The 18,026-nt window shown below is 68.3% G+C and carries 16 protein-coding genes; 12 read left to right on the forward strand and 4 right to left on the reverse strand.

Annotated elements, in window-relative coordinates:
- Window positions 1-311: 311 nt before the first annotated feature.
- The 9 genes from LI337_RS12610 (at window position 312) to LI337_RS12650 (ending at window position 9,432) form a co-directional block, all read left to right on the forward strand.
- Window positions 312-1,556: a LeuA family protein gene (locus LI337_RS12610; protein WP_380699963.1), complete on the forward strand. Its 1,245-nt coding sequence runs from the start codon at window positions 312-314 to the stop codon at window positions 1,554-1,556.
- 344 nt (window positions 1,557-1,900) lie between these two features.
- Window positions 1,901-3,721, forward strand: a complete 1,821-nt coding sequence (gene ilvB, locus LI337_RS12615) for a biosynthetic-type acetolactate synthase large subunit (RefSeq protein WP_227230195.1) — start codon at window positions 1,901-1,903, stop codon at window positions 3,719-3,721.
- Window positions 3,718-4,398 (forward strand): acetolactate synthase small subunit, encoded by a 681-nt coding sequence (gene ilvN / locus LI337_RS12620; RefSeq protein WP_303645259.1) that lies wholly within the window; start codon window positions 3,718-3,720, stop codon window positions 4,396-4,398. The genes ilvB and ilvN overlap by 4 nt, the downstream gene beginning before the upstream one ends.
- Window positions 4,395-5,474, forward strand: coding sequence for a ketol-acid reductoisomerase (gene ilvC / locus LI337_RS12625; RefSeq protein WP_465269967.1), 1,080 nt, complete (start codon window positions 4,395-4,397; stop codon window positions 5,472-5,474). The genes ilvN and ilvC overlap by 4 nt, the downstream gene beginning before the upstream one ends.
- A gap of 58 nt (window positions 5,475-5,532) precedes the next feature.
- Window positions 5,533-5,829, forward strand: a complete 297-nt coding sequence (locus LI337_RS12630) for a DUF7989 family protein (RefSeq protein ID WP_303645277.1) — start codon at window positions 5,533-5,535, stop codon at window positions 5,827-5,829.
- Window positions 5,822-7,243, forward strand: coding sequence for a 3-isopropylmalate dehydratase large subunit (gene leuC, locus LI337_RS12635; RefSeq protein ID WP_227230198.1), 1,422 nt, complete (start codon window positions 5,822-5,824; stop codon window positions 7,241-7,243). The genes LI337_RS12630 and leuC overlap by 8 nt, the downstream gene beginning before the upstream one ends.
- Window positions 7,240-7,857, forward strand: a complete 618-nt coding sequence (gene leuD / locus LI337_RS12640; protein WP_227230199.1) for a 3-isopropylmalate dehydratase small subunit — start codon at window positions 7,240-7,242, stop codon at window positions 7,855-7,857. The genes leuC and leuD overlap by 4 nt, the downstream gene beginning before the upstream one ends.
- On the forward strand, window positions 7,850-8,836 hold the full coding sequence (gene leuB / locus LI337_RS12645) for a 3-isopropylmalate dehydrogenase (protein WP_227230200.1): 987 nt from the start codon (window positions 7,850-7,852) through the stop codon (window positions 8,834-8,836). The genes leuD and leuB overlap by 8 nt, the downstream gene beginning before the upstream one ends.
- Before the next feature lie 143 nt (window positions 8,837-8,979).
- Window positions 8,980-9,432: a universal stress protein gene (locus LI337_RS12650; protein WP_227230201.1), complete on the forward strand. Its 453-nt coding sequence runs from the start codon at window positions 8,980-8,982 to the stop codon at window positions 9,430-9,432.
- Between the two features lie 40 nt (window positions 9,433-9,472).
- Here LI337_RS12650 and LI337_RS12655 read toward each other — a convergent pair whose 3' ends face one another.
- Window positions 9,473-10,294: an NAD(+)/NADH kinase gene (locus LI337_RS12655; protein ID WP_227230202.1), complete on the reverse strand. Its 822-nt coding sequence runs from the start codon at window positions 10,292-10,294 to the stop codon at window positions 9,473-9,475.
- Window positions 10,295-10,475: 181 nt separating this feature from the next.
- Between LI337_RS12655 and LI337_RS20100 the strand changes: the two genes are divergently transcribed.
- Window positions 10,476-11,744, forward strand: a complete 1,269-nt coding sequence (locus tag LI337_RS20100) for a KaiC domain-containing protein (RefSeq protein WP_227230203.1) — start codon at window positions 10,476-10,478, stop codon at window positions 11,742-11,744.
- A 184-nt stretch (window positions 11,745-11,928) separates the two neighbouring features.
- Window positions 11,929-12,387 carry an SRPBCC family protein gene (locus LI337_RS12665; RefSeq protein WP_227230204.1) on the forward strand — a complete coding sequence of 153 codons (459 nt, stop codon included), beginning with the start codon at window positions 11,929-11,931 and terminating at the stop codon, window positions 12,385-12,387.
- 107 nt (window positions 12,388-12,494) lie between these two features.
- Here the strand turns inward: LI337_RS12665 and LI337_RS12670 are convergent, their stop codons facing one another.
- Window positions 12,495-13,520 carry a threonine aldolase family protein gene (locus LI337_RS12670; protein WP_227230205.1) on the reverse strand — a complete coding sequence of 342 codons (1,026 nt, stop codon included), beginning with the start codon at window positions 13,518-13,520 and terminating at the stop codon, window positions 12,495-12,497.
- A gap of 154 nt (window positions 13,521-13,674) precedes the next feature.
- Here LI337_RS12670 and LI337_RS12675 point away from each other — a divergent pair, with 154 nt between their 5' ends.
- Window positions 13,675-14,775, forward strand: coding sequence for an aminopeptidase (locus LI337_RS12675; RefSeq protein WP_227230206.1), 1,101 nt, complete (start codon window positions 13,675-13,677; stop codon window positions 14,773-14,775).
- Between the two features lie 645 nt (window positions 14,776-15,420).
- Here the strand turns inward: LI337_RS12675 and LI337_RS12680 are convergent.
- Together LI337_RS12680 and LI337_RS12685 are read right to left on the reverse strand one after the other, a co-directional pair.
- Window positions 15,421-16,176 carry a protein-L-isoaspartate O-methyltransferase family protein gene (locus tag LI337_RS12680; RefSeq protein ID WP_227230207.1) on the reverse strand — a complete coding sequence of 252 codons (756 nt, stop codon included), beginning with the start codon at window positions 16,174-16,176 and terminating at the stop codon, window positions 15,421-15,423.
- Window positions 16,177-16,202: 26 nt separating this feature from the next.
- Window positions 16,203-17,246: a class I SAM-dependent methyltransferase gene (locus LI337_RS12685; RefSeq protein WP_227230208.1), complete on the reverse strand. Its 1,044-nt coding sequence runs from the start codon at window positions 17,244-17,246 to the stop codon at window positions 16,203-16,205.
- Between the last annotated feature and the right edge of the window lie 780 nt (window positions 17,247-18,026).

Here is an 18,026-nt window from a genome sequence, read left to right on the forward strand (position 1 = left end):
GGCGCTCGCTTCGCGCTCGCCGGTGGTCGTTCGTCTGACTGTCGGCGGTCGTCGTCGACCGGCGGTGGTCGTTCGTCCAGTTGGAGTGTCGCGCGAGCCGGCCGAGAGATAGTTCACACGATTCTACGTGAGAATTTTCTATTTCACGAACGTTCGGCACGGGTAGTCGGCCGGTCGTGTCCAATCGGATATAAGGAGTACCTACGTCATATAGGTCGATTACGTCTGTCGATTCCGGGGTTCCTGTCCAGTGGACGAAACTATCGGCGCTCGGCAAGAATCTGTCTGGGAGACAGCTTTATATACCGTCGGTGGCGTCGGACGAGACACGATGTCATACAACGACACGGAGGATTCGTCGGCTACCCCGGCGGATCGAGTTCTTCCAGGGCACACTGGACGCAACTTCTGAGATAGACGCAGTACGGGTTTTCGACACCACGCTCCGCGACGGGGAGCAGTCACCACGAACGTCGTTCAGCTACGAGGACAAACGCGAGATAGCGGCAGTGCTGGACGAGATGGGCACCCACGTCATCGAGGCGGGGTTCCCGGTGAACTCCGACGCGGAGTTCGAGGCGGTGCGCGACATCGCCTCGTCGACCGACACCACCACGTGTGGACTGGCCCGCGTCGTGGACAAGGACGTAGAGGCGGCCATCGACTCCGGCGTCGAACTCATCCACGTCTTCGCGAGCACGTCCGACGTGCAGATCGAAGACTCGATGCACTCGACCCGCGAGGAGGTCGTCGAGCGATCCATCCGGGCGGTCGAGCGTGTGAAAGAGTCGGGGGCGACCTGCATGTTCTCCCCGATGGACGCGACGCGGACCGACGAGTCGTACCTGATCGAGGTGATCGAGGCGGTCAGCGACGCCGGCACCGACTGGATCAACATCCCCGACACCTGCGGGGTGGCGACGCCGACGCGGTTCGGGAAGATGGTCCGGACGGTCTGTGACCACACCGACGCCCGCGTGGACGTGCACACCCACGACGACTTCGGGCTGGCCGCCGCGAACGCGCTGGCCGGCTTCGAGGCCGGGGCGGATCAGGCGCAGGTGTCGGTCAACGGGATCGGCGAACGCGCCGGCAACGCGGCCTACGAGGAGGTCGTCATGGCGGCCGAGTCGATCTACGGGGTCGACACCGGCATCGACACGACCCGGATCACCGAACTCTCCCGACTGGTCGAGGACCGCTCGGAGATGCCCGTGCCGGCGAACAAGCCGGTCGTGGGGAAGAACGCCTTCTCTCACGAGTCGGGTATCCACGCCGCCGGGGTCATCGAGAACTCCGACACCTTCGAGCCGGGCGTGATGACGCCCGAGATGGTCGGCGCGACACGCGAGTTCGTGCTGGGCAAACACACCGGGACGAACTCGGTCCGGAAGCGACTGGAGGACGCCGGCTACTCGCCGACCGACAGCGAGGTCCGCACCGTCACGCGACGCGTGAAGGACTTCGGTGCGGAGAAACAGCGAGTGACGATGAGCGAACTGGAGCGGTTCGCCCGCGAGGTCGGCATCGAGCGGCGCGAGGAGGTACGGGCCTGACCGATGCCCGCTCCGGACGCCCCGCGCCGACAGCCACCGCTGAACGACCACGCCCCGAGCAACGTTTGCACGGCGCGAAACGGTTATGACGGTTCGGTGTTCAGAGGTGCATACGATGCGGGGACACGACGCACTCGACGCTCGCCCGACCGCGAGCGGCGTCGTCGTCCGGACGATCATCGTAGGGGCCGCCTAGCCCCTACAGCACCATTCTCCGTCGCGTCCGTACCGATTTCGACCAGCCACGCAGTCGCCAGACCAATGCCACACGACACAGCCACACCGACCGAGACCGGTTCTCACCGACCGGCACCGACAGAACAGCATCGACCGGAGGCCAGCCGATGAGCGAACGAGCGACCCCCGAAGCGACCGACGAGAGTTCGGCCGAGCAGGCCGACGGGACCGCCGACGCTCCGACCGAGACGACGGCGACCGCCGACCAGACACCCGAGGAACGGGCCGCCGACCGGCCCGTGACGACCGGCGCGGAGTCGGTCATCCGGGCGCTGGAGAACGCCGGTGCCGAGGCGGCCTTCGGCGTGCAGGGCGGGGCGATCATGCCCGTCTACGACGCGCTGTACCACTCCGACTCCATCCGCCACGTGACGATGGCCCACGAGCAGGGGGCGGCCCACGCGGCCGACGCCTACGGGGTCGTCGCAGGCGTGCCGGGCGTCTGTCTCGCCACGTCGGGGCCGGGCGCGACGAACCTCGTCACCGGCATCGCCGACGCCGACATGGACTCCGACGCGATGCTCGCGTTGACCGGACAGGTGCCGAGCGACATGGTCGGCTCCGACGCCTTCCAGGAGACGGACACCACCGGCGTCACCGCGCCGATCACGAAGCACAACTACTTCGCCGACGACCCAGACACGGCCGGGGACATGGTCGGCGAGGCGTTCGCCCTCTCGGAAGCAGGACGGCCGGGCCCGACGCTCGTCGACCTGCCGAAGAACGCGACGCTCGGCGAGACCGACCGCGAACCGGGGCCGGCGACGACGCCGAAGAACTACAACCCGGAGACGGAAGCGACGGCCGAGGCGGTCGACGCGGCCGCCCGGGCCATCGAGTCGGCCGACAAACCGCTGCTGCTGTTCGGCGGCGGCGTCGTGAAGGGCGACGCGACCGAGACCGCCCGGCAGTTCGCCGTCGACCACGGGATTCCGGTGGCGACGACGATGCCGGCGATCGGTTCCATGCCGGAGGACCACGACCTCTGTCTGTCGTGGGCCGGGATGCACGGCACCGGCTACGCGAACATGGCGATCACGCACACCGACTGCCTGATCGCCGTGGGCTGTCGGTTCGACGACCGCCTGACCGGCGGCGTCGACACCTTCGCGCCCGAAGCCGAGGTCGTCCACGTCGACATCGACCCGGCCGAGATCAGCAAGAACGTCCACGCGGACTACCCGCTGATCGGCGACGCCGGGACGGTGCTCGAACAGGTCGACGCCGAACTCGCACACTCGCCGGACGCGACCGAGTGGCGCGAGCAGTGTCGCCAGTGGAAGGAGGACTACCCGATGGACTACGCGACGCCCGAGGACGAACCCCTGAAACCGCAGTTCGTCGTCGAGTGTCTGGACGCCGCGACCGGGGACGACGCCATCGTGACGACCGGCGTCGGCCAGCACCAGATGTGGGCCGGCCAGTACTGGACCTTCCGCGAGCCGCGCACGTGGGTCTCCAGTCACGGACTGGGGACGATGGGGTACGGTCTCCCTGCGGCAATCGGTGCACGACTGGCCGCGGACGACGACCAGGAGGTCGTCTGCATCGACGGCGACGGCTCGTTCCTGATGACGATGCAGGAACTGTCGGTCGCGGTGCGCGAGGAGTTGGACATCACGGTCGCCGTCCTGAACAACGAGTACATCGGGATGGTCCGACAGTGGCAGGACGCCTTCTTCGAGCGCCGGCGCATGGCCGCCGAGTACAACTGGGTGCCCGAGTTCGACAAACTCGCGGAGGCGTTCGGCGCACGCGGCTGGCGCGTCGACGAGTACGACCAGGTCGCCGACGCCATCGAGGAGGCGGTCGCCTACGACGGTCCCTCGGTGATCGACTTCCACGTCGACCCCGAGACGAACGTCTACCCGATGGTCGCATCTGGCGGCGCGAACGGGCAGTTCGCCCTCACGGAGGACCAGCTATGAGTAGCGACGAGACACCCGCGAGCGGTGGCGAGTCACTCGACGCACCACGGCAGTCCGACGACGCACCCAGAAACGGCCTGTCGGGACCGGCACCCGAGGAACGACCCCACCCGACCGGCCGGCGAAACAGTCAGGGCATCCGGATCGACCCCGAGGTGGAGGCGGAACCGAAGACCCGCAGAACCGTCCTCTCGACGCTGGTCGACCACGAACCCGGCGTGCTGGCGGCGGTGTCGGGGCTGTTCCGGCGGCGACAGTTCAACATCGAGAGCCTGACCGTCGGGCCGACCGAGGACGACGACTACGCCCGGATGACGATCGTCATCGAGGAGTCGGACCCGGGCATCGAACAGGCGAAGAAGCAACTCGAGAAGCTGGTGCCGGTCATCGCCGTCACGGAACTCGACCCCGACGCGATCCGGCGCGAACTCGCGCTGATCAAGGTCGACGCGGAGCACCCGGACAAGGTGCAAGCGGTCGCGGAGATGTACGACGGGAAGGCGGTCGACGCCTGCTCGGAGACGGTGACGGTCGAGATCACCGGGAGCAGACAGAAGGTCGAGACGGCGGTCGAGGCGTTCGAGCGGTTCGAGATCCGCGAGATCGTCCGGACCGGCACGACCGCACTGGAGCGCGGCGCACGCGAGACGGCGGACAGCACACTGGCAGACGACTGACGAGAGACCGACGACACTACCAAACGATGACAGACGACTTCACCACGACGGTATACTACGACGACGACGCGGATCGCTCACAGATCGACGACGAGACGGTTGCCGTGCTCGGCTACGGCAGTCAGGGCCACGCCCACGCACAGAACCTCGCGGACAGCGGGGTGGACGTGGTCGTCGGCCTCCGGGAGGGGTCCTCCTCGCGGGCCGCCGCCGAGGCGGACGGTCTCGCGGTGGCGACCCCGGCCGAGGCCGCCGAGGCCGCCGACGTCGTCTCGATGCTGGTCCCCGACACGGTCCAGCCGGCGGTGTTCGAGCAGATCCGTGACGGGCTGGACGCGGGCGACACGCTCCAGTTCGCACACGGGTTCAACATCCACTACAACCAGATCCAGCCGCCGGCGGACGTGAACGTCACGATGGTCGCGCCGAAGTCGCCCGGCCACCTCGTGCGCCGGAACTACGAGAGCGGCGAGGGGACGCCGGGCCTGATCGCGGTCTACCAGGACGAGACCGGGACCGCGAAGGAGCAGGCGCTGGCGTACGCCCACGCCATCGGCTGTACCCGCGCCGGGGTCATCCAGACCTCGTTCCGCGAGGAGACCGAGACGGACCTGTTCGGCGAGCAGGCGGTGCTCTGTGGCGGCGTGACCGCCCTCATCAAGCAGGGCTACGAGACGCTCGTCGACGCCGGCTACTCCCCGGAGATGGCCTACTTCGAGTGTCTCAACGAGATGAAGCTGATCGTCGACCTGATGTACGAGGGCGGGCTCGGCGAGATGTGGGATTCGGTGTCGGACACGGCCGAGTACGGCGGCCTGACGCAGGGGTCGGTCGTCGTCGACGAGCACGCCCGCGAGAACATGGAGCAGGTCTTGGAGGAAGTGCAGGACGGCACCTTCGCCCGGAACTGGATCACCGAGAACCAGGCCGGCCGGCCGAGCTACACCCAGCTTCGCCACGCGGAGAAGAACCACGAGATCGAGGAGGTCGGCGCACGCCTGCGCGACCTGTTCGCGTGGGCCGAGGACGAGGACGCGACCGAAGACGACAAACAGCGAGTGAACGCAGATGACTGAGGAAACGGCAGCACAGACGGGAGAGACAGAGGGACAGCACGAGAGCGAGCGAGCGAAGATGACAGACGACCGGCAAGAGGCCGGGCGTCAGACGATGAAGAACGTGAGCCACACCAACCCGAACACGGGCGAGACGTTCGGCACCGTCTACCGGCGCGGACCGGCGGTCGCCGACGGTGGCTCGACCGACGCTCGCGGCACCGACGCGGACCCGGCCGCAGAGACGGACGAGACCGACGACCGCGAGCCGATGCGCGAGGTGGACCACACCCCGCGCGACGGCGACGGCGCGAACGAGGTCTGGGAGCGCGGCGAGGAGGACGTCCCCGAAGACGTCGGTGATGTAGATGAGTGAGGGCACGCTCTACGACAAGGTGTGGGACGAACACACGGTGACGGAGTTGCCGACGGGACAGACCCAGCTCTTCGTCGGCCTCCACCTCATCCACGAGGTGACGAGTCCGCAGGCGTTCGGGATGCTCCGCGAGCGCGACATGGAGGTCGCGTACCCCGAACTCACCCACGCGACGGTGGACCACATCGTCCCGACGGCGGACCAGTCTCGTCCCTACGGCGACGACGACGCCGAAGCGATGATGGCCGAGTTGGAGGAGAACGTCCGCGAGGCCGGTATCAACTTCTCGGACCCGACGACGGGCGACCAGGGCATCGTCCACGTCATCGGGCCAGAGCAGGGGATCACCCAGCCCGGAAAGACCATCGTCTGTGGTGACAGTCACACCTCGACGCACGGTGCGTTCGGCGCACTGGCCTTCGGTATCGGGACGAGCCAGATCCGCGACGTGCTCGCGACTGGCTGTATCGCCTTCGAGAAACAGCAGGTGCGCAAGATCGAGATCACCGGCGAACTCGGCGACTGCGTCGAGGCGAAAGACGTCATCCTCGAGATCATCCGCCGCCTCGGAACCGACGGCGGCGTCGGCTACGTCTACGAGTACGCCGGCGAAGCCATCGAGAACCTCGACATGGAGGGGCGGATGAGTATCTGTAACATGTCCATCGAGGGCGGCGCTCGCGCGGGGTACGTCAACCCCGACGAGACCACCTACGAGTGGCTCGCAGAGACCGACGAGTTCGCCGACGACCCGGAGAAGTTCGAGCGACTCAAACCGTACTGGGAGTCCATCCGCTCCGACGAGGACGCCGAGTACGACGACGTCGTCACCATCGACGGCAGCGAACTGGAACCGGTCGTCACGTGGGGCACCACGCCCGGACAGGGTGTCGGTATCACCCAACCCATCCCGGCCCCGGAGGACCTGCCTGAAGACAAGCGAGACACCGCCCGGCGTGCACAGGAGCACATGCGCGTCACGCCCGGCGAGACGATGGAGGGCTACGAGATCGACGTCGCCTTCCTCGGGTCGTGTACCAACGCGCGACTCGCCGACTTGCGGCGTGCCGCCGACCTCGTGGAGGGCCGGCAGGTGGCCGACGGCGTCCGCGCGATGGTCGTCCCCGGCAGTCAGCGTGTCCAGCAGCAGGCCGAAGCGGAGGGACTGAAAGACGTCTTCGAGGACGCCGGCTTCACGTGGCGCAACGCCGGTTGTTCGATGTGTCTCGGGATGAACGAGGACCAACTCGAAGGCGACGAAGCCTGTGCGTCCTCGTCGAACCGGAACTTCATCGGTCGGCAGGGGTCGAAAGACGGCCGCACCGTCCTGATGAACCCGCGGATGGTCGCCGCCGCGGCCGTCGAAGGCCACGTGACAGACGTGCGCGAACTGAAGGAGGTGAACGTCGCATGACGACAGACGACATCCCGACCGTCACCCACGTCTCCGGCACGGGTGTCCCGATCCGCGGCAACGACATCGACACCGACCAGATCATCCCCGCACGGTTCATGAAGGTCGTCACCTTCGACGGCCTCGGACAGTTCGCCTTCTTCGACCAGCGGTTCGACGACGACGACACGCAGAAGGCGCACCCGATGAACGAGGCGCAGTTCAAAGACGCCTCCGTGATGGTCGTCAACAGCAACTTCGGCTGTGGCTCCTCGCGTGAACACGCGCCACAGGCGCTGATGCGCTGGGGCATCGACGCACTCGTCGGCGAGTCGTTCGCCGAGATCTTCGCCGGCAACTGTCTCGCACTCGGGATTCCGACGGTGACCGCCGACAGCGAGACGGTCACCGCACTGCAAGCGTGGGTCGACGAGCATCCGGATGGCGACATCGACGTCGACGTCGACGCCGAGACCGTCACCTACGGCGACCAGACGGTGGACGTCACCGTCGACGACGCCCAGCGGAAGGCGCTCGTCGACGGCGTCTGGGACACCACCGCACTGATGAAGTCGAACGCACAGGCCGTCCGCGAGACGGCCGACTCACTCCCCTACGTGACTCTCGATGACTGAGGACGTAGAGGAGATCGTCGTCATCCCCGGCGACGGGATCGGACAGGAGGTCGTCCCGGCGGCCCAGCGCGTGCTCTCGGCGGTCGCGAACGTGGAGTTCGTCGAGGCCGACGCGGGCGACGCCGTGAAAGCGGAGACCGGCGAGGCGCTCCCGCAGGCGACCTACGACCTCGTGAGCGAGGCCGACGCGACGCTGTTCGGCGCGGCCGGCGAGACGGCCGCGGACGTCATCCTCCCACTGCGGGAGGCGGTCGACTCGTTCGTCAACGTCCGGCCCGCCCGCGCCTATCCCGGCGTGGACGCGCTTCGCCCGGAGACCGACCTCGTCTTCTTACGCGAGAACACCGAGGGCGTCTACTCGGGCCACGAGGACCGCCTCTCCGAGGACCTCTCGACGCTGACGCGGGTCGTCACCACCTCCGCCTCGGAGCGACTGGCCGAGTACGCCTGCGACTACGTGCAGGACCGCGACGGGGGGTTCCACGTCGCGCACAAGGCGAACGTGATGCGCGAGACGGACGGGCGGTTCCGGGACGCGGTCGTCTCGGTCGCCGACTCGCGGGGCGTCGAGACCGAGGAGGTGCTGATGGACGCCTTCGCCACCCGCATCTGTCTCGACCCGACGCAGTTCGACGTGGTCGTCTGTCCGAACCTCGCGGGCGACGTGCTGTCGGACCTGGCGGCCGGCCTCGTGGGGGGACTCGGCCTCCTGCCGTCGGCCAACGTCGGGACGGAACGTGCACTGTTCGAACCGGTCCACGGGACCGCCCCGGACATCGCCGGACAGGGCGTTGCGAACCCCTCCGCGACGATCGTCTCCGCCGCGATGCTGTTGGAGTATCTCGGCTACGACGACGAGGGCCAGGCGGTGCGTGACGCGGTCGAGTCGGTGCTGGCCGACGGGCCTCGGACACCCGACCTCGGTGGCGAGGCGACGACCGCCGGCGTGACCGAGGCCGTGCTGGCGCGACTGGACTGAGCGATACGTCTTCGCTCGCTGGGTCGACCGACAGGTCGACGCCTCGTCAGACCGTGACGCTTCGTGACGGCCTCACACGGCCCGTGAGAGTCGCTAGCGTCTCTCCGGCAATCTTTTTCGGCTGTCCGACACTATCTCGAGGTATGAACAGAGCACTCGTCGTGATCGGTCCGACAGACGGCACCAAACGCATCGTCCGCGAAGCCGGAGCGTTCGCGCAGGGCACCGGCGCGGAACTGGTCCTGCTGGCGGTCAAGCCGGAGGAGGAGTACGAGGAGACGCAGGCCGCCGTGGCGGGCCTGAACGCAGACGTCGTCTACACCCTCGAACAGGCCGAGGAGTCCGCGACGCGACTCGCCCGCACGGTCGCCAACGAGACGCTCGCGGACCTCGACGTGGAGTACGAGGTCGTCGGCACCGTCGGCCGCGAGGCCGACCGCATCCTCGGCACCGCCGCAGAGGAGGAGTGTGACCACATCTTCATCGCCGGGCGGCGACGCTCCCCGACCGGGAAGGCGCTGTTCGGCGACCTGACTCAGCGCGTCCTGCTGAACTTCGACGGTCCCGTGACGGTCCTCCTCGCCGACGAGGAGTAACACCTCCCGGTCTCCGTCCACAGTTTTTCGCGCGTCGTGGTCAGTCCAGTTTGCCGAGCGCCTCGAAGAAGTCGGCCTTCGGTCCGGCGAGTCGGACCGGTGGCTCCGTCACCGAGACCGACACCTCGGTCGGGGGCGTCAGTTCCCGAGTCCGCCGGCCGTCGCTGACGACCACCGCCGACTCGGCGTCGGTCACCGTCACCGTCACCTCGCTGTCGGCGTCGACCACCAGCGGCGGCATCCCGCCGGTCGCGGCCATCTCCGTGACGACCAACCCCTCGACGCCGGGGTGGACCAGTGGCCCGCCCTCGCTGAGGTTGTACGCCGTGCTCCCGGTCGGTGTCCCGATCAGCACCCCGTCGGCGTGCCCCCCGGAGTAGAGCGAGCCGTCCACCCGGACCTCGATGCCGGCACCGCCGCCGTGGCCGCGCCGGGGTCCCTGCACGACGATCTCGTTCGCGGCCGGTTCGGCCCGCCAGCCGTCGCCCGACGCCGAGAGTCGCGGCACCTCCCGGACTTCGAGCACGCCGGCGCGGTGCTGGCCGACCGCGTCCAGGACCGCCTCGACCGCCTCGTCGGGGCCGACCGCGTTCAGGAAGCCGACCTCGCCGAGGTTGACGCCGAGGATCGGGGTGCCGCCAGCCCCGCGTGCCGAGAAGAGGAAGGTCCCGTCGCCGCCGATCGAGACGACCAGGTCGCAGGCGTCGAACGTCTCGACCGGGTCGCCGGCACAGTCCAGCGCCTCGGCGGTCGCCGGATCGACCGTGACCCGCACGTCGGCCGAGCCGAGTCGGTTCCGGAGCCGTCCGGCCAGCAACTCGGCGCGTGCGTTGTCCCGCTGGGCGACGATCCCCACGTGCATAGCCGGCGGTTCGCCCCCGCCCGGCAAAAACGCTCCGTCAGCGGGCGACGAGGATCGCCAGTCGGCGACAGCAGCGCCGCCGATACGGGCAACATTGATACCTGACGCGCGTAACTGTTCACCAGATGCGTCACCGTATCGGGATCGGTCGGTCCCCACCACGTCACCGGCGGTGGTCGCCGTGAGTGACGAAGACGACGACTGGTTCGAGCGCGCGCTCCGCGAACAGGAGTCTGCGGGGTCCGACGAGGAGGCGGGCGGCGAGTCCGACCCGAGCGACGACGGGACGCCGTCGACGGCCGACACCGACGCGGGGTCGACGAGCAGTGACACGACAGACGCCCAAGACGGAGTCGGTGACGGCGAGTTCGGCGACCCGTCCGCCGGTGCCAGCGAGTCCGGCGGGCACCCGGCGGCCGACGAGAGCGAGTCTGCCGCCGGGATGTCTCCGTCCGACGGCGACGCCTTCCCCGGTGCGGGCGGTGACAACCCGTTCGACGAAGACTTCGAGACCGCGTTCCAGAACGCACCGGAACCCGGCGGCACGGGAGAGGAGGGCGGCTTCGGCGGTGGTGGCGGTGGCAACAGCGGTGACTTCGGCGGGGGGACCGGAGGCGGCGGAGCCTTCGGCGGTGGGGGCGACGACTTCGGCTTCGGTGACTTCGGCGGCGGCGGGGAGGACTTCGGCTTCGGCGACTTCGGCGGCGGCAGTTTCGGCGAGACCGACTTCGACGACGAGGAGTACGACAGCGACATCGACCGGATCGAGGTCGGCATCGAGGGGTTAGACGAGATGATCCTCGGCGGTGTCCCCGAACGCTCGCTGATGGTCGTCATCGGCTCTGCCGGGACCGGCAAGACGACCTTCGGGCTTCAGTTCCTCCGGGAGGCACTGCTGAACGACGAGAAGGCCGTCTACATCAGCCTGGAGGAGTCACGCGAGCAGATCCTCTCGACGGCGGAAGACAAGGGCTGGTCGTTCAGACAGTACGCCGAGGAGGAACGACTCGCCGTCGTCGATCTGGACCCGATCGAGATGGCCAACAGTCTCTCGTCGATCCGGAACGACCTCCCCCGACTGATCGACGACTTCGGCGCGGATAGACTCGTGCTGGACTCCGTCTCCCTGCTGGAGATGATGTACGACAACACCGCCGCCCGCCGGTCGGAGGTGTTCGACTTCACCCGGTCGCTGAAGCAGGCCGGCGTGACGACGATGCTGACCTCGGAGGCGAACGAGGACAACGCCTACGCCTCCCGCCACGGCATCGTGGAGTATCTGACGGACGCCGTCTTCATCCTCCAGTACGTCCGTCCCTCGGACTTCCGCGAGACGCGACTGGCCGTCGAGATCCAGAAGATCCGGGACGCGAACCACTCCCGCGAGACGAAACCGTACGAGATCACGAACGACGGCATCTCGGTGTACCGGCAGGCGAACATCTTCTGAGCCGGTGCCGTCGGATCGGTGTCTGGCGACGGTACCGTCACGACGGTCGAGCGAGTGTGACTGCTCGAAACGCCGGAGGCGGCGTGTCGTGACAGCAGCCGAACCAGTTCGACGCGGTCGGTACTGCTCGACAGACCGACCGAGCAAACGATTATCTCGCACGGTGACGACTGGTCAGGACGACATGATACTCGCTGAGACCACGAGGATCCACGCATCGCGGTCGGACGTCTACCGCTTCTTCGAGGCGATGGAGGAGAACTACGAGCGGTGGCATCCGGACCATCTCGGCTTCAGGTGGGTCAGCGGCGACGGGCTACAAGCGGGAGCAGAAGCGTACTTCGAGGAGCGTATCGCGGGCGAGACGCAGGCGAAGACCGTGCGGTTCACCGAGGTCGTCCCCGGTCGATACATCGAGTTCAAGCCGACGTCACTGCTCGTGGGGCTCCTCCTGCCGTCGATCAGCTTCACGATCGACTCGACCGAGGACGGTTGTGAGTTCGTCCAGCGAATCACAGTTCGCACCGGACCCATCGGTGCCCGACTCAACCGCCGCGAGTTCGATGCTGTCAGAGAACACATGAGAGAAGAAGGCGAGAACCTGAAGGCTATCGTCGAGGCCAACAGCCCCACGCTGACCTGACCGCGCGGTGCGTACGGTCCGGTGACGCGACGCTGGGTAGCTGTGATGAAGCGCACCGGTCCACACTCCCGACAGATGCCGGCTCCGACCCCACGGGACTCGCCGTACTACGCCGCGTCCATCGCTTGTGCGATACGCTCGACGGCCTCGGCCACGTCCGACCTGCTCACGTCCAGATGCGTACAGAGCCGAACCGTCGTCGGGCCGAAGGCACCGCACTGGATGCCGGCGTCGTGACACAGATCGGCGAACTCGTCGCCCGACAGCCCCGCGTCCGCCGAGTCGACCATCACGATGTTCGTGTCCGGCGTCGGCACCGACAGGCCGGGCACGTCGTTCAATCCCTCGGCGAGTCGGCGGGCGTTCTCGTGGTCGTCTGCAAGTCGGTCGACGTTCTCCAAGGCGAGCAGGCCCGGCCCGGCGATCATCCCGGCCTGTCGCATCGCGCCGCCGAACAGCTTCCTGTTTCTGCGGGCGCGGTCGACGAACTCCTCGGGGCCGGCGAGCATCGACCCGACCGGCGCGCCGAGGCCCTTCGAGAGACAGAACATCACGGTGTCGACGTTCTCGACCATCTCGGTCGGGTCGGTGTCCAGCGCGACACAGGCGTTGAACAGGCGGGCACCGTCGAGGTGGACCGGCACGCCGAGGTCGTGGGCCGCGTCTGCGGCCGCGTCGATGTGTCCTTTCGGGACCGCGACGCCGCCGCGGCTGTTGTGGGTGTTCTCGACCGCGACGAGTCCGGTGCCGGGGCGGTGGAGGCTCTCCTCGACGTAGCCGTCTTCGATCTGTTCGGGGGTCGGCACAGAGCGGTCGCCGCAGTCGATGGTCCGGGTCTGGAGACTCGACAACTGGGCGAGGCCGCCGAGTTCCCACTTGTAGAGGTGCGCCTGCTCGTCCAGCAGGATCTCCTCGCCGCGATCGGTGTGGGTGCGTGCGGCGACCTGGTTGCCCATCGTGCCGCTGGGGACGAACAGCGCCGCCTCCATCCCGACGAGGTCGGCCGCGCGCGCTTCGAGTTCGTTCACGGTCGGGTCGTCCCGGTAGACGTCGTCGCCGACGGCGGCGTCGCGGGCCGCCTCCCGCATCGCCTCGCTCGGTGTCGTCACGGTGTCGCTCCGGAGGTCGATCATGTACGAAGACAGCGCGCCGGAGGGCAAATAGTCGGTGGTCCCGGCGACCGCCGAGTGTCGGCAGGGCGTCGGCGGGTCGCCGTCAGTCGCCGGACGAGAACCCACCCGACCGCAGTCCGAAAGAGGCTTGCCCTCACGCTCGGCAAATCTTGCTATGGACCCACGCATCCGCCAGCACGCAGAGGTGCTCGCCGACGCCGTCGACCTCGGCGAGGGTGACAACCTGATCATCAAGTCGGAGCCGACCGCAGAGGATCTGATCGTCGCGCTCTACGAGATCGCGGGCGACCGGGGCGCACACCCGCTGTCGATCCGGACGAACCGAAGCGGGCGGGCGATCCGGGACTACCTCCGGGCGGCCGGTCAGGCCGGCGTCGAGTTCGAGACGCCGCCCCACGAGCAGGCACTCGTCGAGGCCGCGGACTGTCACATCGTCATCCGGGGCCACGAGAACGTCACCGAACTCGACGACGTGGACGGCGAGGTCAACAGCGCCTACGATCAGGCCCAGGCACCGATCCTGAACGAACGACTCGGTGACCGCTGGACGCTCACTCAGCATCCGACGCCGGCCGACGCCCAACTGGCGGAACTGTCCACGGAGGCCTACGAGAACTTCGTCTACGACGCCATCCTCCGCGACTGGGACGAACAGCGCGCGTTCCAGGAGCACATGCTGGAGATTCTCGACGCCGGCGACGAGGTCCACATCGTCTCGGGTGACACGACCGACGTGCGGATGTCCGTCGCCGGGAACGTGGCGATCAACGACACGAACTCGAACAACATCCCCGGCGGCGAGGTGTTCACCGCGCCGGTTCCGGACAGCGTGGAGGGCGAGGTGCTGTTCGACAAGCCGGTCTACCGCCGGGGCAAGGAGGTCACCGACGCCCACCTCGTCTTCGAGGGCGGCGAGGTCGTCGACTTCGGTGCCTCCAAGAACGAGGACGTCCTCGAAGCCATCCTCGAGACCGACGCCGGCGCACGCCGCCTCGGCGAACTCGGCATCGGGATGAACCGCTCCATCGACCGGTTTACCTACAACATGCTGTTCGACGAGAAGATGGGCGACACGGTCCACATGGCGGTCGGCCGCGCCTACGACGCGAACGTCGGCGAGGGCAACGAGGCAAACGAGAGCGCGACCCACGTCGACATGATCGTCGACATGTCGGAGGACTCCGTCATCGAGGTCGACGGCGAGGTCGTCCAGCGAAACGGGACGTTCCGGTTCGAGGACGGCTTCGAGGGGTAGGATATTGCGGGCGGACTCCGAGTGAACGCTGTCGAGTCCGTCTCGGACGACGAGTGGTGAAAGCCCCCGGCATCTCGACCGCGCCACGACTTCCTGTCGTTCGAGAGAGCGAGGCTCTCCAACGTCTCGTTCACTTCGTTCACGAGACCGCCGGCCCCTTTCAGTCCCACCCGAACGCTGTGACCCATCACGTCGTCGGAGGTCGTCACCCGGCGAGTCGGCGGTCGGTCTGGAACCCGGCGGGTGCAGTATCCCCACCCCTCCCCGACTGCTGGCGAACCGAACTGCGAGTCGGTCCTCGCTGTCGCTCGGACACGACTCGGTTACGGTCGCCAGCAGCTCGCGTCCTGTCGGGTTCCGGGCTCTCGTCGGGGTGAACGGGCAGAGTCCGGCGCGCCCGAGCAACGTGCGCAAGGGAGAATCGCGCGCTCGTGCGTGATCCTCGTGAGCAGAGCGAACGAGGGCTAGCGAGAGCGTGCCTCTCGCCATGTTCGAGGCTGGGGAGGACCGAGGTGCGGTGCTGTCCGCGGGGCGGTTGCGGGTGCGGTCCTTGACGCTACTACTCGTCGCGGTAGCTGGGCTGTCGGTGTCTGCGGTCCCGTCGCGGATCGCGGTCCCGTCGCTGACGCGCCCCGCGAAAACGTCCTACAGGTGTTCGTCCCAGTCCACCCAGTCCTGCTCCCACCCGGTCCGGGCGTGCCAACCGCGCTCTGCGTACTCCTGGTCCTCGCGGTGGGTCCGGTTCCGGGCGACCCGCCCGTGCTGCTCGCCCTCCACGAGCATCGGGGAGAAGGCGACTTCGCCGAACCGACCGACGACGGTCGAGTCGCGCTCACTGTCGTCGCCGGTTCGCTCGACCGCCGTGAGTTCCTGCTCGGGCCCGCCGAGCGGGAGCACCAGTCGGCCGTCGTCGGCCAGTTGCGAGACGAGTCGCCGGGGCGGGTCGATGGCGGCCGCCTCGACCAGGATGCGGTCGAATGGCGCGTACTCCGGGAGGCCGTCCGCGCCGTTCCGGCAGTCCACCAACACCGCGCCGTAGCCGGCGTCGTCGAGGTTCGACCGCGCCTCCCAGACCAGTCGGCGGGTGATGTCCACCGCGTGGACGTGCCTGTCGCCGACGAGTTCCGCCAGCACGGCCGAGGTGTAGCCCACGCCCGCCCCGACGACCAGCGTCTCGTCGCCCTCCTGCGGATCGAGTGCGGCGAGCATCCGGGCGACCGTGGCCGGCGCGAGGACGCGGGTGCCCTCGTGTTCCGAGTCGCGGTTGTCGTAGGGTCGCTCCGCGACGAACTCGTGCCGTGGGACGCGCCGCATGGCGTCGACGACACGCTCGTCGAGCCCGTCGGCGAGGGCGTGTTCTAGCGCGTCGACCATGTCGTCCCGGAGGACACGGCTGTCCATACTACCCGGTCGGGGACGAGGCGTATTTAACTGTACGGCCCTCGGCCGATCACCGCCACCCGCGCCGTGCCGGGAACTCGCCGGGCTGTCACCTCCTCGAAGCCGACGCCGTCTGTCGGTGAGGAGAGCCACGCGCAGACCTGCGCGGTGGCGTGGGCGTCGCCCGACCCGAGCGCCAACTGCTCGCAGGCGACACCGGCTCCGACCGCCGGGTCCACGCCCACGTCCGCGCCGACCGGCGTCTGTCCCTCGCTGTCCGTGGCCGAGGCGCTCCCGGCGGAGTCTGCGTCGGCCAGTTCTCGGAAGGCGTCGAGCAGGACGACGCATCCCTCGGGTGCCAGCACCTCGGCGAGGCCGGCGAACAGCGCGCGGGCCGAGTCGGGGTCGAGTCGTCGCAGGAGATCGACCGTCAGCGCGAGGTCGAACGGGTCGTCGGTCGCGGGGTCGGTCACCGGCGGCGAGTCGAGGTCGCCCGCCACCAGCGACACGTCGGTCGGCGCGAGCAGGGGGGCGACGACCCCACACACCTCGCTCGACTCGAACAGCGTCGCCGACCGGCCGCGAGCGACGACCTCGCGGGCGTAGCGTCCGGAGCCGCCGCGCACGTCCAGTACGCGCTCTGCGTCCGGCGCTTCGCGGATCGCGGCCGTCACGCAGGCGCGGACGGTCGCCTCGTCTGTCGCTTCGACCGCGCCGAGTCGGTTCCGCGTCCAGTCCGGCGGTTCGTCGGGCGGGTCGCCGGTGCGCATCGTCTCGGGGAGTGCCCGGAGGTAGCGCTGTACGTCCAGCGCGTGGGGGAGTCGGCCGATCGATCGCACGTCGCGTTTCGCCAACAGGCCGAGCGCCCGGTTCGTCGGTTCGTACTCCTCGCCGACGCGCCGGAGGAAGCCCAGTTCCGCGAGCGAGCGCACGGCGACGCGGGCGGTCTGCTCGGTGACGTCGGCCGCGTCGGCGACCGCCTCGGGCGTCCCGGCGTCGGTCGTCACCGCGTCCACGACGCCGGTCTCGCGGGCGGCCCACAGGAGGGTGAGTGCCTCCGGCGGGAGGTCGGTGGTGTCTCGGGTCGGCATGGATGGGTGGTCGGATGGCTGGGACTAAACGTTGTCTCGACTCCGAGACGTCTCTGAGAACTCTGGGTGTTCGGTCGTGGATCGCTCGGTCGGATCGGGCGATGACGGGGGGTGAAAGAGTCCAGACGACCTGTTTTCTGTGGAGTGGGTCGCGGACGACGAGGGGTGAAAGCCCCCGACCGCTCGACCTGCCGCGACTTGGTGCGCTCCTCAGTCGGTAGAGCCAGCAAGCTGGCTCTCCCTCCCTGTGGTGCTAGCCGGCGTCGGGGGAGGGGTCGAGCGGTCGGCCCCTTTCAGTCCCGCCCGATGGATTCTGCGAGGACTCATGCAACGCCCGGTGGACCAGTCGGTTTCAGCGTGAGCGCCTACCTGCGACCGTCGGCGCGAGCTGAACTCGCGCCAGCCCACTCGACTGGTGAGTGTGATGTGGATCGAACCTTCGGATCGGGTGTCGCGGTAGCAGTCGGCGCGCGCGACTTGACGCGTGCGAGGGAGGTCTGCGGGCGGTGCTGAGAGCAGACCGAGGCTGGGGAGGGTCGAGGTGCTGTCGCGGTCTGCGGTGCGGTTCCTCGCGCTAGCACGAGTAGCGTTGCTGATGCGGTCGCGGCCTGTGGCGCGGTCGCGGTCGAATAGTCCGTTTGCACCGGATCGAGTAGCGGTGCTGGTGCTGTCGTGGTCGGGGTCGCTGTTGCTGTCGTACTCTGAGTCGCAGTAGAGGTACCGAGTCTGTCACGATCACAGTTGACCGTCGCAACTAGAACGACACACCCACCAGCCGAT

Source organism: Salinirubrum litoreum (assembly GCF_020567425.1).
Lineage (GTDB): Archaea > Halobacteriota > Halobacteria > Halobacteriales > Haloferacaceae > Salinirubrum > Salinirubrum litoreum.